This is a genomic window from Verrucomicrobium sp. BvORR034 (genome assembly GCF_000739635.1).
GTDB lineage: Bacteria > Verrucomicrobiota > Verrucomicrobiia > Verrucomicrobiales > Verrucomicrobiaceae > Verrucomicrobium.
The window spans coordinates 43,796-58,621 of the sequence record NZ_BATQ01000015.1; the positions used below are offsets into that span (position 1 = coordinate 43,796).

The window sequence follows — 14,826 nt, forward strand, 5'->3', positions numbered from 1 at the left end:
GTTCTCCAATTAGTTCATGAAAACCGCCTACTTTGACTGCATTGCCGGAGCCAGTGGCGACATGCTCCTGGGCGCGCTGCTGGATGCTGGCTTGCAAGAAGCCGACCTGCGGGCGGAACTGGCCAAGCTCCCCATCAGCGGCTGGGACATTCGTGTCCGCCGCGTGGACAAGAACTGCTTCACCGCCACCAAGGTGGACGTGCTCGTGAGTCCCCAGCCTCATTCACGGCCACTGCCCGAGATCGAGCGGGTGGTGCGGGAGAGCACGTTGAGCGACGCGGTCAAACAGCAGGCTCTGCAGGTGATCCGCATCATCGCTGCCGAGGAGGCTCGCATTCACGGCATGCCGGTGGAGGAGGTGCATCTGCATGAGGTAAGTGGTGAAGACGCCATCATTGATATCGTGGGCACCATCGCGGGCATCGAGCTCATGGGGATTGACCGCGTGCACTGCAGTCCGCTGCCTTTGGGGCGTGGTTTCATCCAGGGGGCCCATGGCTCCATTCCGCTGCCTTCACCGGCCACGGTGGGCATCTTGAAAGGCGTGCCCATTGTGGGATCGCCTATTCAGGCGGAACTCGTGACTCCTACGGGAGCGGCCTTGCTGAAACATTTGTCTTCGCATTTTGGTGAGTTGCCGGCCATGCGTCTGGATGCGGTGGGTTATGGTGCGGGCACCTGGGATCTTGCCATCCCGAATCTCTGCCGGGTGTTCATTGGCGAAGGTGCTGGCGATTTAAAGTTCGACACAGACACCGTGGCGGTGCTGGAGACCAACATCGACGATCAGACGGCGGAAGAACATGGCCACATCATGGAGCGGTTGCTGGAGGCTGGAGCCCTGGATGTGACCATGACGCCCACGCACATGAAGAAGAACCGTCCGGGCGTGATCTTGAATGTGATCGCCAAGCCGGAGGACCAGCCGGCCATGCGGGACCTGATTCTCACGGAGACGAGCTCTCTGGGGGTGCGTGAGCAGAGCATGCAGCGCAGCACCCTGCCGCGGGACTGCATCCGGGTGAAGACCCAGTTTGGCGAGGCCATTGTCAAAGTCTCCCATCTTCCCGGAGGGGCGCACAAGTATGCGCCGGAGTTCGAGGAATGTCGCATCCTGGCCCGCAAGGCCGGGGTGCCTCTACGCGACGTTTATGTCGCGGCCGAGGCGGCAGCACGGTCGGTGCATGAAGGGGCGCATGGTCACAAACACTGACATGGGAACTCCGGCTGACTTGATTCCTGGTTTCGGTGTCCCTCTGGTCTCGGTGGAGCAGGGGGCTGCCACCTATGCAGACGGCCCAGAAGTGGTGGCGATGACGCGACGGGCGCTGGCGGCGCTTGATCTGGCACCGGACTTCATCCGGCCTGACGAGAAGGTCGTGCTCAAGCCCAACTGGGTGAAGGAGCATGACGAACGTCATCCTGGCCCGGATCAATGGGAGCATGTGGTGACCCATCCCGCCGTGATCGAAGGAGTCATCCGTTGGGTGGCACCGTTGTTGCGTGAGAGCGGCTCCATCATCATCTGCGATGCTCCTCAGACGGACTCATCCTTCGCGACCCTGCGCAAGTATTGCCGGCTGGATGAAATGGTGGCCCGCTGCCAGCAGGATTTCCCGGGGGTGAAGATTGCCTTGCTGGACCTGCGACCCGAGGAGTGGCATGCGGTGGACGGTGTGACGGTCAGCAAGACGGAGCTTCCGGGTGACCCGCTGGGCTCCACCCATGTGCGGTTGAATGCGGACAGTGAGTTCGTTCTTTTCCACGGGCTCGGGAAGCTCTACGGGGCCTCCTACAACATGGCCGAGACAAATGAACGCCATCAGGAGGAGACGCATGAGTACATGCTCTGCCGCACGCCGATGGATGCGGACGTGCTCATCAACATCCCGAAGCTCAAGTGCCACAAGAAGGTCGGGCTCACCTGTGCGCTGAAGAACTTAGTGGGCATCAACGCCAACAAAAACTGGCTGCCTCACCATACTGAGGGCACGCCCGATCAAGGCGGAGACCAGTTCCCCGCAGCGACAGTGAAGGCGAAGCTGGAACACTCCCTGATGGGCAAGATCAAGAAGGTGCTCTTTGGGAAACACCTCCTGAGCAAGCTCTTTGTCCCGTTGAAGAAAGTGGGGCGTCTCATTTTCGGTGACACCCAGAAGGTGGTGCGATCCGGCAACTGGCATGGCAATGACACCTGCTGGCGCATGGTCGTGGACCTGAACAAGTGCCTCTTCTATTTCGATGGTTCTGGCGCACCCCGCACGAGCCCCCGTCGCTATCTCGCGGTGGTGGATGGCATTGTGGGCGGGGAGGGGAATGGCCCGATGGCCCCTGATCCCAAAGCCTGCGGCGTGATCGTGGCCGGACAAAATCCGCTGGCCGTGGATACCGTGTGCGCGGGGTTGATGGGCTTCGACTGGCAAAAGGTGCGCATGCTGGCCGGAGCGTTTGAGGTGAGTCGCAAGCCGGTGTCCGGATTTGGGTTCGATGACATCACCGTGCGGTCCAACGACCCGCGCTGGAGCCGCGCCCTGAGCCGGTTCGAAGCGGCGGATACCTATCATTTCAAGCCGCACTTCGGCTGGGTAAACCATGTGGAGCGGAAGTCGTAGCACTCCTGCCTGACTCATGTCCCTGGAAGACAAGCTCTACCCGCTCCTGCGAGTTTACGAGGCGGCCCCCCAGCCGGTGAAATCGCTGGTGGGACGGGCCTACCGGGCTATTCCGGCCCGACTGCGTCACGGCAAGGAGTATGAGCGCTTCCAGCGCGAGGCTGCGGCGTCGGAAGGCTGGTCCCAGGAAGAGATCGCGAAGTATCAGGTGAAGGAGTTGCGGGAGACGTTGCTCGCGGCCGGTGAGTCTTCCTTTTACCGGGAGAGCTTTCTGGCGGCAGGGGTGGATCCCCGGAAGCTGGAGTCGCTGGATCAGTTGAAGGACTATCCGCTGCTCACCAAACAGGATCTGATCGCGAGTCGCGAGGAGATGGTGAATCCGCGCTACGGTGCGGCAGACCGGCTCTACATCACCACCGGCGGAAGCAGCGGCGTCCCTGTCGGTTTTTATCTGCAAAAGGGAGTCAGCCGTCCCAAGGAACAGGCCTATCTGGAGGCACAGTGGTCCCGGCGTGGCTACCGCGTGGGGGACAAGGTGGCAGTGGTCCGGGGAATGGTGACCTCATCCAAGGCCCGCGGCGGCATCAGCTACTATGATGCCACGCGGAACTGGCTGGTGCTTTCATCGTACCACCTGACTCCGGAGCGCATGGATGAGTATGTGACCGCGCTGAACCGGTTTCAGCCGCGCCATCTGCACATGTATCCTTCGGCGGCGCTGATCCTGGCCAGGTTGCTGGAGCAGAAAGGGGTGCAGCTTGCGTTCAAGCCGGTGTCGCTGCTCTGTGGTTCCGAAAAGCTGACGCAGGAAGCCCAACAGTATCTGGAGGGCGTGTTCGGTGCTCCAGTGTTCCATTGGTATGGGCACAGTGAGCGGGCAGTGCTGGCGGGGCAGGGCCGACAGTCCAACTTGCTCCATTTCTGGCCGGGCTATGGGTATGTGGAGTTCGGAGCGCCCAATGAAGAAGGGTTTCAGGAAGTGATCGGCACCACGTTTCACAATCATGTCATGCCCTTGGTGCGCTACCGGACGGGCGACTATGTGAAGGTGGCGTCCCAAGGCGCAGGGGAGCGGCCGTGGCCCTCTGTGGAAGCCGTGGCTGGCCGGGAGTATGAGTTTCTTGTCAGTGCCACGGGCCGGCAGATTTCTTTGACCGCCATCAACATGCACGATCGCATCTTCGACGGCCTGTGCGCTGTGCAGTTTTGCCAGGCCGAGCCCGGGAGAGTGGAGTTGCGGTATCAAACCGGCCCGGGATGGACCGGGGCCACCCGCGGCATCCAGGAAGGTTTGAGCCGGAAGTTGGGCGATGATTTTGAGCTGGTGATGCGTGAGGTTCAGGAAGTGGAAAAGACCGCCGCAGGGAAGCACAAATGGTTGGTGAAGAAGTAGCGGAATGCGGAAGACGAGGCCTTGTGGAAGAAAGCGGGCTTGGTCTTGAATCCGGCGTATGAGTTCTGAGGATATGGCGTCAGGGACGGGCAAGGCGATGGGCGAACCGCTCCGCGGCTCAGGTGCGCAGACGCCAACCATAGGTAGTCCTCGCTACGCTCGGCCGACCTATGGCTATTCATGGTGAACCCTCCGGGTTCGAGTTCCGATGCGTCGAATGGATTGGATTACCCCAGTGACTCCTGTCGATTGGATCTGAGATGAAATCATGCAAGTTCTGTCCTAACCTCACCCGCCCCCCCCAAAAAAAACACCCCATCCTGTTAATCTCTAAAAATCTTGTAAATCCTGTCTGAAGGAACGTCCTTTCACCACTTCCCACTTTGAAACAACTCGCACAATACCAGGACGGCCGGCTTGAACTTCAGGAGGTGCCTGCGCCGACGCCTCCTCCCGGGGGTATCCTGGTGCGGGTCACGCACTCGGTGATCAGCCCGGGTACGGAAAAGATGAAGGTGGAGCAGGCTCGCATGTCGCTGCTGCAAAAGGCGAAGGCGCGGCCGGACCAGGTGAAGAAGGTGCTGGACACGGCCCGCACCCTGGGCTGGAGGGCGGCGATGGAGAAGGTGAAGAACCGTCTCGAATCGCCTTCGCCGCTCGGTTATAGCGCGGCAGGGGAGGTCATCGCAGTGGACGAAGGCAACTCCCGGTTCCGCGTGGGCGATCGCGTAGCCTGTGGTGGGGCAGAGTGCGCGTTTCACGCCGAACTCGTGGCGGTGCCGGATCTTCTGGCGGCTCCGGTTCCGGATGGGGTAGCAGGCTGGCAGGCGGCTTACACCACGCTGACCTCCATTTCCATGCAAGCCGTCCGGCAGGCAGACGTAAAACTGGGAGACCGCGTGCTGGTCATGGGCCAGGGGCTGGTGGGTCAACTGGCCACGTCTCTCCTCGCTGCTAGCGGCGCGCGCGTCATGGGCGTGGACTACGTCGCTTCCCGTCTCGATGTGGCAAAACAAATGGGCGCGGAGCGCGTGGTGCATCCCGGTCAGACGAAGGTCGAAGATGCAGTGCGCGAATGGACGGAAGGCCTGGGTGTGGACGCGGTGCTGCTCTGCGTGGGGGGCAAGTCTCCGGCTCCAGCCGAGCAGGCGATCACGTGCCTGCGGGATCGCGGCACCATGGTGATCGTCGGCATCTACGATGCCACCCTGGAGTGGAAGACCGCGTACATGAAAGACATTCAAGTGCGCTATTCCCGCAGCTATGGCCCGGGGCGTTACGATCCCCAATATGAATGGGGTGGTCGGGATTACCCGGTGGGCTATGTGCGGTGGACAGAGAACCGCAACTTTGAAGCGGCGTTGCACTTGATGAAGTCCGGCGGATTGAATCTGTCACCCGTGACCACCCGACGGGCAGCCTTTCATGATGCCGTTTCGGTGTACAACGATCTGATGGCGTCGGATAACGCAGACATTGGCGTGGTCCTGGAGTACGCATCGTCCTCATCGGCTACAGAAGAGATCGTGCCAACCATCCACACCCGCCTGGCCCCTGAGGTTCGAGGAGAGAAGAAGCCGACAGGGTCTGTGCCCGCGCTTCACGTCATCGGGGCGGGCAACTTCGCCCGTACCATGCTGCTGCCGCATCTGAAAGGGCGGGTGCCCTTCGGAACCATTGTCAACCAGACCAGTCTGAGTGCCCGGCATGTGAAGGAGAAGTTCGGCTTTGCTGAGGCGGCGACCGATGCCGCCTCCGTGCTGGCCGCCTCGTCTGAAAACGCGGGCGTGGTGATTGCCACCCGACACCACCTGCACGCGCCCTTGGTGCTGCAGGCACTGGCAAAGCAAGCGCACGTCTTCGTGGAGAAGCCGTTGTGCCTCACTCGTCAGGAGCTTGCGGAGATTGATGCGGCCATGGAATCTTCCACCGGCAGCGTCCTGGTGGGTTTCAACCGTCGTTTTGCCCCGGCCACAGCGGAAGTGAAAAAAGCTCTCTCTGGCATTCCTGGGCCAAAGACGCTGGCCTTCCATGTCTTCGCGGGCAAGCTGGCCCCAGATCATTGGTATGCGAACTTGGATGAAAGCGGCGGTCGGGTGTTGGGGGAGGCGTGCCACTTCTTTGACTTTGCCTGCCACCTCTTGGGGCGTCCCGTTCAGGTCACGGCACAGACGGTCTGGCCGGTGCGAGGAAGCCACAGCTTCCCAGACTCTGTTACGGCACAGATCGCCTTCGAGGACGGCTCTTGTGCCCAGATCATCTACACGGCGGAAGGCGACTACGCGTTCCCCAAGGAGACGTTCCGCGTTTTTGCTTCGGGTCTGGTGGCGGAGTGCGAGAACTTCCAGAAGCTGACGCTGTACAAGGGGCGTAAGGCCGTGACCCACAAGTACGGTTCCAAGGGCCATGCGGAGGAGATGCAGCAGTGGGCCGCTTTCCTGAGCGGCGGCGCTCCTCATCCGCTGCCCTATGCGGACTCGCGCCAGAGCATGTTGCTGACCTTTGGTGTGCTGGAGAGCCTCCAGCAGAATGCGCCAGTCAAGCTGTAGGTCGGGTTTCAAATCATGTCGATAGGATGGTATCTGCATCGCCTCCGGGCGATGAGCGTCCCCGAGCTTTGGCACCGGGTGACGGAGCGCTGGAAACACCGGTCTGACGCGGGTTTCGCAGCGCGTGTTCGCCCTGTGAGAACAGGTGAGTGTGTGCCGGGTGTTCCTCATTTGCCAGAGGCTGGCGATGCTCCGCCATCGTTGAAACAACGGCTTGCCGAAGATGCCGCCAGCCTGCGGGCTGGACGATGGCATCTCTTTGGCTGGCGGGAGGTGCAACTTGCCTGTCCGCCTTCATGGCATCGGGATCCCTTGGGCGATCTTGTGACGCCCAAGGAGAGACTGGCACATCAATTGAATCACCGGTCGCTGCCCGCCGGAGTGGATGTGCGCACCCTGTGGGAGATCAGCCGGTGGTCAGAGATGGTGCGTCTGGCCATGCACGGTTGGCTGAGTCAAGATGCTACGGCCATCTCGACTGCCCAGGACTGGCTGGAGGACTGGGTTCAGGAAAATCCGGTGGGCTACGGCATTCACTGGACGAGCCCGCTGGAGGCAGGGCTGAGGCTTATCAATTTCACCTGGTTCGATGCCCTGGTGCAGGCAAGTGGCAACGCGGCCGTGCAGGAGAGTCAGTCCCGGCTTGTCCAGCAGGTGGTGGCACCTCACGCCCTGTGGATCTGGCGCTACCTGTCCTTCGGCTCCTCTGCCAACAACCACTTGCTGGGCGAGCTGGCGGGGCTGCTGCACGCGGTGAAACGCTGGCCGGATCTTGAGGTGGTGGTCTGCCCGGCCGGACGGCTGTGGTCCGAGGTGGAGCGTTGTGTCCTCGAACAGTTTGCGCCGGATGGAGGCAACCGTGAACAGGCGCTGCACTACCACCTCTTTGCGTGGGAGATGGCGTGGCACTGCGCCCGCCTCATGAAGGTGGAGCGCGGTGAGGCCTGGAACCGGCTGCTGCGGGCGGCCTCATTCTTTGTACATGCGGTGCAGCCCACCGAACCCTGGCACTATGGCGACTCTGACGACGCCGAAGTGGTGCCCCTGTGCCTGGACCGGCATCTGGCGGAGGGCGAGTGGCAGGCCTGGCTGATGGGCCGGACGTCTGGGGAATCCCTGCGCTTTTGGCTGGGGGCCTCGCCCAAGGCCTCGACGACCACTTCAGGATGGTGGGTGGCTCCGGACAGCGGAATGGCGACCTATGAAAACCACGGGTGGAAGCTGCGGGTGGATGCCTCGCCGCTCGGGTTCGGGGCCATGGCCGCCCATGGGCATGGGGATGCGTTGCACGTCTCCGTATGGGATGGGGATCTGGCGCTGGTCATTGATCCAGGCACAGGTGGCTACTACGGCATGAAAGAGCAGCGCGCGGCTCTGGCCGCCTGGGAAGCCCACAATGGCCCGCAGCCCGCGGAAGGCTTCCAAACCCCGCGCCGCTTGGGCACGTTTCTCCTTCTGGACCACCATGTGGCTCCCCGATTGGAGGATGAAGGCGGCAGATTGACCGCCAGTCTATGTCACGAAGGCAGGGATTGGAAACGGTCCGTGACGATCGTCGGAGATGACCGGGTCTGCATTGAGGACACCGTGACGGGAGGCTCCGCTTTTGACCTGCGGACCCGCTGGCATCTCGCTCCTGAGGTGGAGGTGACCCCTGCCGGTGAGGCTGAATTCCTGCTACAGCGGCAGGGCAGGCGCTGGCGGGTGACGTTTGAAAACGCCACCTCCTGCACTTTGATGACCGGGATGGCGTCCCGTCGTTATGGCAGGTTTGAGGACTGCCAGGTGATTGAGGTGGTCGGAGAATTGAACGTAAAAAGTGTTTGGACGCGGGAGTGATCTCTTGATGGTGGGCGCGAGCACTTCACAGCACTATGCAGGTTAGCATCTTTGGACTCGGATATGTCGGCGCCGTCACCGCAGCCTGTCTTGCGGACAAAGGTCATGGAGTCATTGGAGCCGATGTGCAACAGGCCAAGGTGGATGCCTTCAATGCCGGGGAGTCGCCCATTGTCGAGCCCGGTCTGGATGCGCTGATGCAGGCTGCCCGGCAGAGCGGGCGTCTGCGGGCCACCACCGATGTGACGGAGGCGGTTTCCGAGTCAGAGGTCTCCATCGTCTGTGTGGGCACCCCGTCGCTGGAATCCGGGCGTCTGAATCTGGACTTCGTGCGCAAGGTCTCCCAGCAACTGGTGGACGCGGTCAAGGAAAAGGACGCGGCTCACACCATCATCTTTCGCAGCACCATGCTGCCCGGGAGCACCCGTACGATGGTGCACGACTTCTTCCAGCCGCTGCTCGATGCCGGGCTGGTGACGATCTACTACTGTCCGGAATTCCTGCGGGAAGGCACGGCGGTACGGGATTTCCGTGAACCCTCCCTTTGCGTGGTGGGCACCCATGACGGAGCGCCTCCGACTGGCACAGAGCCGTTTGAGCTTCTCGGCGAGAATGCCGAGATCCTCGCCTGGGAAGGGGCGGAGACCATCAAGTACGCCTGCAACTACTTCCACGCGCTCAAGGTGGGGTTTGCCAACGAGATCGGCCGCGTCAGCAAGCACCTGGGGGTGGATGGCAGCCGCATCATGGATGTGGTCTGCCGGGATGAGAAGCTGAACATCTCCCGTTATTACATGAAGCCCGGCAACCCCTTTGGCGGCTCCTGTCTGCCGAAGGATGTCAGCGCGTTGAGCTCCTTCGCCCGCATGGAAGGGGTGAGCCTGCCGGTGCTGGACAGTGTGCTGAGCAGCAACCAGTCGCACCTGGATGCGCTGTTGAAGCTCATCACCAGCAAGGGTTCCCGGAAGGTGGGCATCCTGGGTCTGGCCTTCAAGTCGGATACGGATGACCTGCGGGGAAGCCCCATGGTGGCGGTGGCGGAGACGCTTCTGGGCCGGGGCTACCAGCTGAGCGTGTACGATCCGCAGCTCAATCTCTCCCGTCTGATGGGGGCCAACGAAGCAGAGATGCAGCGCCGCATGCCGCACCTGGCGCAACTCCTGCAGGCCACCGCAGCCGAGGTGGTGGCGCAGAGCGAGGTGGTGATCGCCGCGCAGAAGTGCGCGCCATTGGAGGAGCTGGCCACGGCGGCGACGGCAGACCATTGGGTCATCGATGTCAACGGATGGCGGGAGCTTGATACGCTGTCCTGGAAGTACGAGGGCAGCTGCTGGTAGAGCCCATGTCGAAGCCCCTGCGCATCCTCATCATTGTCGAGAACCTGCCGGTGCCTCTGGATCGGCGGGTGTGGCAGGAGGCCTGCGCGCTGCGGGATGCCGGGCACGATGTCACGGTGATCTGTCCACAGATGCGGGGCTACACCACGCCCGAGGAGGTCCTGGATGGCATCCAGATCTACCGTCACTGGATTACCGAGGAGGCCAAGGGCATCAAGGGGTTCCTGGGAGAGTACGCCAGTGCGTTGTGGGGTGAGCTGGGCTGCGCGCTCAAGGCCTGGCGTCGCAAAGGGTTCGATGTAGTGCATCTCTGCAATCCGCCCGACCTGCTGTTCCTCGTAGCCCTGCCCTTCAAGTTGATCGGAGGGGTGAAGGTGATCTTCGATGTGCATGACCTTTGGCCGGAGATGTTCGAGGCCAAGTTTGGCCGGCGGGGGCTGCTCTACTGGGCGGTCCGGATTGCGGAGCGCTGTACCCTGGCTGTCGCCGATGTGGTCATGGCCACGAACCAGAGCGTGCTGGCGGCGGTGAAGCATCGCGGCGGGAAAAAGGACGACGAGGTCTTTGTCGTCCGCACCGCGCCGAACCGTCTCAACACCTCACTTCCCGCTGATGAGGGACTCAAGAAGGGCCGCAAGCATCTGGTGGGATACATCGGGGTGATGGGCAATGCCGATGGCGTGAACTATCTGGTGGATGCCGCCCGCTACATCGTGCAGGACCGCAAGCGGAATGACGTGCAGTTCCTGCTGATGGGGTCTGGCCCCGAGCATGCAGATTTGGTGAAACAACGCGATGCGCTGGGCCTGCAGGGGCATGTGGACATGCCTGGGCGGGTCAGCAACGAGTTCCTTTTCACCGGGCTGAAGACGATGGACCTCGGTGTGGCGTGTGATCCCATCAATGACTACAACGACCATTGCACCATGAACAAGACGCTGGAGTACATGGCGTTTGGCAAGGCGCAGGTCATGTTCGGCACGAGGGAGGGGCGCTATTCTGCCGGAGGGGCGGCCCGTTATGTCATGGAGAACTCCGCGGAGCGTCTGGGGGATGCGATCCTGGAGATGCTGGACGATCCTGTTGAGAGCGCCCAACTGGGGCGCATCGGCTACGACCGTCTGACCCGGGAGCTGAGCTGGGAAAAGTCCGTCGAGCAGTTGCTGGCGGCCTATGAGCGGGCAGTACAGCCCTGAGGCGACAAAGGAACCATGGCCGCACGATTCATCACTGCCGTCATCGTCGGGCTCTTCCTGCTGGGCCTGCTGCTGACGGGCGTGCTGGGCACGGAAACGCGCCTGCTCTTTTACTGGCCTGCCTGCGTGGCGCTGGGCCTCGCAGCCGTAGGGGCGTCACTGAGATGGCGCTGGCGGTTGAAGTTTGCGCCCGCCGATGTCTGCCTGGCATCAGTGCTGGTGCTGGCAGCCTATTTTGTCGGTCGGCAGCTGACATCGCCTGTGGTGACTCATGCGCGGGAGGATCTCTTCATCCTGTTGGGCTGTCTTGTCACCTACACGCTCTCGGCCACGGTGTTGAGCCATCCTGGAGCGAGGCTGTGGGTTCTAGGAGTGTTACTGCTCACCACGCTGGGAAATCTGGTGGTGGGCTTCATTCATTTCTCGGGCCGGTGGTCGTTTCACGTGGTGCCCAGCTACATGCGTGCCTTCGGCGACGAGCATCGCATCGGCGGCTTTTACAACAATCCCAACCACCTTGCGGCCTTTCTGACGATGATGTCCCTGGTGCTGGCCGGGATGGCGTTGTTTGGCCGTGGAGGGGCGGCCAGGAAGCTGCTCCTCGGATTTGTCGCCCTGTCCGCCGCGATTGGCGTGGCGCTGACGGTCAGCCGTGGTGCCCTGGTGGGACTGGCAGCTGGCGGCGTGGTGCTGGCGGCGTTGAGCCTTTTCATCTTGTGGAAGACCTACCCGCATCTGGTCGGCAAGCTGCTGGTCGCGACGGCGGTGGTGCTGGCCATGGGGGGCATGGTGCTCTTTGGCGTGTTCTCAGAGCAGTTGCAGCGTCGCTTTGGCATGTCGGCGTTTTCGGAGGGCGAGCCCCGCATGCAGATCTGGAAGGCGGCGCTGGAGCAGCATCAGACGCATCCTCTGATCGGTGCAGGGGCACGCATGTTCTATGAAGGCTGCGTGACCTACCGCCAGGCCATCGCGCCCCTCTGGCTTCAGGAGGCGGAGTTTGTGCACAATGAATGGCTTCAGACGCTGGCGGACTACGGCTGGGTGGGGCTGGTGCTGCTGCTCGCGGTTCTAGGCATTCACCTGCGCAATGCGGCCGGATTTCTCCGATGGTTCGTCACTGACAAGTTCGACCGGACCGCCACGCTCATGAGCAACGGGCTCGGACTCGCCGTTGGTGCTGCGGCTGCCATTGTGGCCACCATGGCGCACGCGGGGTTCGAGTTTCACTTTCACGTGGCGGCACCGGCCCTGCTTGCTGCCTATCTTCTGGGGGTGCTGGCCAATCCGGGATTCTCTCCCGTGGGTCAGAAGCCGCTGAGGGTGCCGGGGTGCCGGCCGTTGTTGAAGTTCGCGCTCCTCGCCGCTGGAGCGGTCATGCTCTTCGGTTCATGGAAATATGGTCGCGCCGAATTCTACGCGGAAAAAGCCTCGCTGCTTGAGAAGGACAAGAGTCCGGAGGTGACGATGGAGCGGCTCGACTGGCTGACCCGTGCGGCAGATCTCGATCCCGAGAACGGAGACTACTGGTACCAGCGCGGTCTGGTGCGGCTTGAGACGGCGGCTGGCCAGCCTGAGACCCTGGCAAAGAGTCTGTTGAAAAGAGGGGCCGAGGACCTGGATCGTGCGCACCGCCTCAATCCCTATAGCATGTACCCCTCCCTGGCGCTGGCCGACGCGTACGACGCCCTTGATGAACCCACACGGGCGGTGCAGGCCATCGATGATGCACTCCGCGTCGCGCCGCTGTATGAGATGCCCCGGCTGGCCTATGCTTTGCATCTGCACCGCCAGCAGCGCTGGGCAGAGGCGGAGGAGGCCTACTTCTGGGCTGATCAGGCGGCAGCCGGACGGACAGGGGAGGCGCATCCGTTTTACTTGAGGATGCTCAAGGACGCTGCCGCAGCGCCGTAGCGGTCGCTTCAAGGTCTTCAACATCACACCCAAATAGGGCCGGGACTCTGCCCGGCCTTTTTCGTTTCCCTGCATCGCCGGGTTGATTTGTCAGGGAATCTTTGTTCACTGCCTCCGTTCATGAACAACAAGCTCCGAATCCTCAGCGGTACCGCCCATCCTGCCTTGTCCCAAGCCATCGCGGACAACCTGGGGGTGCCCTTGGGTTCAGCAGTGGTTGAGACCTTCCCGGACGGCGAGACCTTCGTGCAGATCAACGAGAACATTCGTGGTCGTGATGTCTTCATCGTCCAGCCGACCTGCCCGCCGGCCAACCAGAACCTGATGGAGCTGCTGATCATGGTGGATGCCGTCCGCCGCGCCAGTGCGCACCGCATCACCGCCGTGCTGCCGTTCTTTGGCTACGCCCGTCAGGACCGCAAGGACCGCCCCCGCGTGCCCATTACCGCCAAGTTGGTGGCTAACCTCCTGGTGGCTGCCGGGGTGAACCGTGTGCTCACCATGGACCTGCACGCGGGCCAGATTCAGGGCTTCTTCGACATCCCTGTGGATCATCTGTATGCTTCCCCAGTGCTCATCAAGGCCATCCGCGAGCGGGGCTTGGAGGATATCGTCGTGGTGTCACCCGACGTCGGTGGTTTGAAGATGTCCCACGCCTATGCGAAGGCTCTGGGCGCCCCGTTTGCCATTGTCGCCAAAAATCGCATCAGCGCTGAGGAAGTCGAAGCCCTGAGCGTGATCGGTGACGTGAAGGATCGCAATGTCCTGCTGGTGGATGACCTCACGGAATCCGCGGGCACCCTCACCGCCGCCGCCCGGTTGCTGGCAGAGAAAGGGGCCAAGAACATCTACGCGGGCGTTTCCCACGGCGTCCTGAGCGAAAAAGGGCATGAACGCCTGAAAAATTCACCGATTATCGAGCTCTTTTCCACGGACTCCGTTCCGCAGGCGCATGGCAATAAAGTCACCGTATTGAGCGTGGCACCGCTGTTGGGCGAGGCGATTAAACGCATCCATTCGGATGAGTCTGTGACGTCACTCTTTGACATCAGGGGTTGACAGTTTTCGGAAAGCGGGTAGCTTCCCCGCCCTTTTCCCAAAACCGATATACCTCAGGAGACCTCGATCATGGCCAAAATTCTCGATTTGCAAGCCAAGGTGCGCACCGCCGAAGGCACCAGTGCCGTTAAGCGCCTGCGCAAGGCCGGCAGCATCCCTGCCGTCATCTATGGCAAGAAGCACTCGAACGCCAAGGTCGAAGTGAACAGCAAGACGTTCACCGCCATCATCGAGCACAGCGCCTCCGACAACATCCTCGTCAACCTGAAGATCGACGGCGAAGCCAACGACGCTCTCGCCCTGGTTCAGGAAGTGCAGCACGACTACCTTCGTGGCGGCATCCTTCACGTTGACTTCCACGCCGTGGCTGCGGATGAAGACATTCACGCCTCCGTGCCAGTGGTGCTTAGCGGTATTGAAGCTGCTGAGAAAAAAGGCGGCAAGCTCGAGTTCGTGCTTCACAGCCTCGAAGTGCATTGCCTTCCCAAGGATCTTCCTGAGTCCATCGCTCTTGACGTGTCCTATCTGAACGTCGGCGAAGCCACTCACGTTAGCGAGCTTACCCTTCCTGAAGGCGTCTCCACCAAGCTGGAAGGCGACGTGGTCGTGGCCATCTTGAAAGAGCCTCTCGTGGCTGAAGAAGCTCCCGCTCCTGCCGCTGACGCCAAGGCTCCTGCCAAGGGCAAGGGTGCCCCGGCAGCCAAGGCTGCCGCTCCGGCTGCAAAGCCCGCCGGCAAGAAGTAATCATCTTCTTTTGACTGGATGTGTCCGGGGGTGGCCAAAAATTGTTGATACGGCCGAGATTGATTGTCGGCTTAGGCAACCCCGGACGCGAGTACGCCGATACGCGCCACAACATTGGATTCATGGTCGTGGACGCGCTCGCCGGTCAATTCTCCGCCTCTTGGGGGCACGAGAAGCGCTGGGATT

11 protein-coding genes are annotated in these 14,826 nt (G+C 61.7%); all 11 read left to right on the forward strand.

The window, feature by feature from the left end:
- Positions 1-16: 16 nt before the first annotated feature.
- The gene (larC, locus tag BV034_RS03295; RefSeq protein ID WP_050024095.1) at positions 17-1,213 is read left to right on the forward strand and encodes a nickel pincer cofactor biosynthesis protein LarC; all 1,197 of its coding nucleotides are present in this window, start codon (positions 17-19) and stop codon (positions 1,211-1,213) included.
- Positions 1,197-2,612: a DUF362 domain-containing protein gene (locus BV034_RS03300; RefSeq protein ID WP_265592571.1), complete on the forward strand. Its 1,416-nt coding sequence runs from the start codon at positions 1,197-1,199 to the stop codon at positions 2,610-2,612. Before larC ends, BV034_RS03300 begins: the two co-directional genes overlap by 17 nt.
- Positions 2,613-2,628: 16 nt before the next feature.
- Positions 2,629-4,005, forward strand: coding sequence for a phenylacetate--CoA ligase family protein (locus BV034_RS03305; protein ID WP_050024098.1), 1,377 nt, complete (start codon positions 2,629-2,631; stop codon positions 4,003-4,005).
- A 383-nt stretch (positions 4,006-4,388) separates the two neighbouring features.
- A complete protein-coding gene (locus tag BV034_RS03310) occupies positions 4,389-6,554 on the forward strand; it encodes a bi-domain-containing oxidoreductase (protein ID WP_050024100.1) in 2,166 nt (721 codons plus the stop codon).
- A gap of 15 nt (positions 6,555-6,569) precedes the next feature.
- On the forward strand, positions 6,570-8,393 hold the full coding sequence (locus tag BV034_RS03315) for a heparinase II/III-family protein (RefSeq protein ID WP_265592572.1): 1,824 nt from the start codon (positions 6,570-6,572) through the stop codon (positions 8,391-8,393).
- 35 nt (positions 8,394-8,428) lie between these two features.
- Positions 8,429-9,730 carry a nucleotide sugar dehydrogenase gene (locus BV034_RS03320; protein WP_050024108.1) on the forward strand — a complete coding sequence of 434 codons (1,302 nt, stop codon included), beginning with the start codon at positions 8,429-8,431 and terminating at the stop codon, positions 9,728-9,730.
- A gap of 5 nt (positions 9,731-9,735) precedes the next feature.
- On the forward strand, positions 9,736-10,926 hold the full coding sequence (locus tag BV034_RS03325; protein ID WP_050024110.1) for a glycosyltransferase family 4 protein: 1,191 nt from the start codon (positions 9,736-9,738) through the stop codon (positions 10,924-10,926).
- 15 nt (positions 10,927-10,941) lie between these two features.
- The gene (locus BV034_RS03330; protein ID WP_050024112.1) at positions 10,942-12,837 is read left to right on the forward strand and encodes an O-antigen ligase family protein; all 1,896 of its coding nucleotides are present in this window, start codon (positions 10,942-10,944) and stop codon (positions 12,835-12,837) included.
- 120 nt (positions 12,838-12,957) lie between these two features.
- Entirely contained in the window at positions 12,958-13,896 is a 939-nt protein-coding gene (locus tag BV034_RS03335; RefSeq protein WP_009958572.1) for a ribose-phosphate pyrophosphokinase, read from the forward strand.
- A gap of 69 nt (positions 13,897-13,965) precedes the next feature.
- The gene (locus BV034_RS03340; protein ID WP_050024115.1) at positions 13,966-14,640 is read left to right on the forward strand and encodes a 50S ribosomal protein L25; all 675 of its coding nucleotides are present in this window, start codon (positions 13,966-13,968) and stop codon (positions 14,638-14,640) included.
- Between the two features lie 47 nt (positions 14,641-14,687).
- Positions 14,688-14,826: aminoacyl-tRNA hydrolase (locus BV034_RS34410; protein ID WP_343123281.1), on the forward strand; the 139-nt coding region annotated here is incomplete at its 3' end.

What these genes read in the sequence shown, in the direction of transcription:
- larC (WP_050024095.1), top strand. Translation starts at nt 17, where the DNA reads ATGAAAACCGCCTACTTTGACTGCATTGCCGGAGCCAGTGGCGACATG.
- BV034_RS03300 (WP_265592571.1), top strand. Translation starts at nt 1,197, where the DNA reads ATGGTCACAAACACTGACATGGGAACTCCGGCTGACTTGATTCCTGGT.
- BV034_RS03305 (WP_050024098.1), top strand. Translation starts at nt 2,629, where the DNA reads ATGTCCCTGGAAGACAAGCTCTACCCGCTCCTGCGAGTTTACGAGGCG.
- BV034_RS03315 (WP_265592572.1), top strand. Translation starts at nt 6,570, where the DNA reads ATGTCGATAGGATGGTATCTGCATCGCCTCCGGGCGATGAGCGTCCCC.
- BV034_RS03320 (WP_050024108.1), top strand. Translation starts at nt 8,429, where the DNA reads ATGCAGGTTAGCATCTTTGGACTCGGATATGTCGGCGCCGTCACCGCA.
- BV034_RS03325 (WP_050024110.1), top strand. Translation starts at nt 9,736, where the DNA reads ATGTCGAAGCCCCTGCGCATCCTCATCATTGTCGAGAACCTGCCGGTG.
- BV034_RS03330 (WP_050024112.1), top strand. Translation starts at nt 10,942, where the DNA reads ATGGCCGCACGATTCATCACTGCCGTCATCGTCGGGCTCTTCCTGCTG.
- BV034_RS03335 (WP_009958572.1), top strand. Translation starts at nt 12,958, where the DNA reads ATGAACAACAAGCTCCGAATCCTCAGCGGTACCGCCCATCCTGCCTTG.
- BV034_RS03340 (WP_050024115.1), top strand. Translation starts at nt 13,966, where the DNA reads ATGGCCAAAATTCTCGATTTGCAAGCCAAGGTGCGCACCGCCGAAGGC.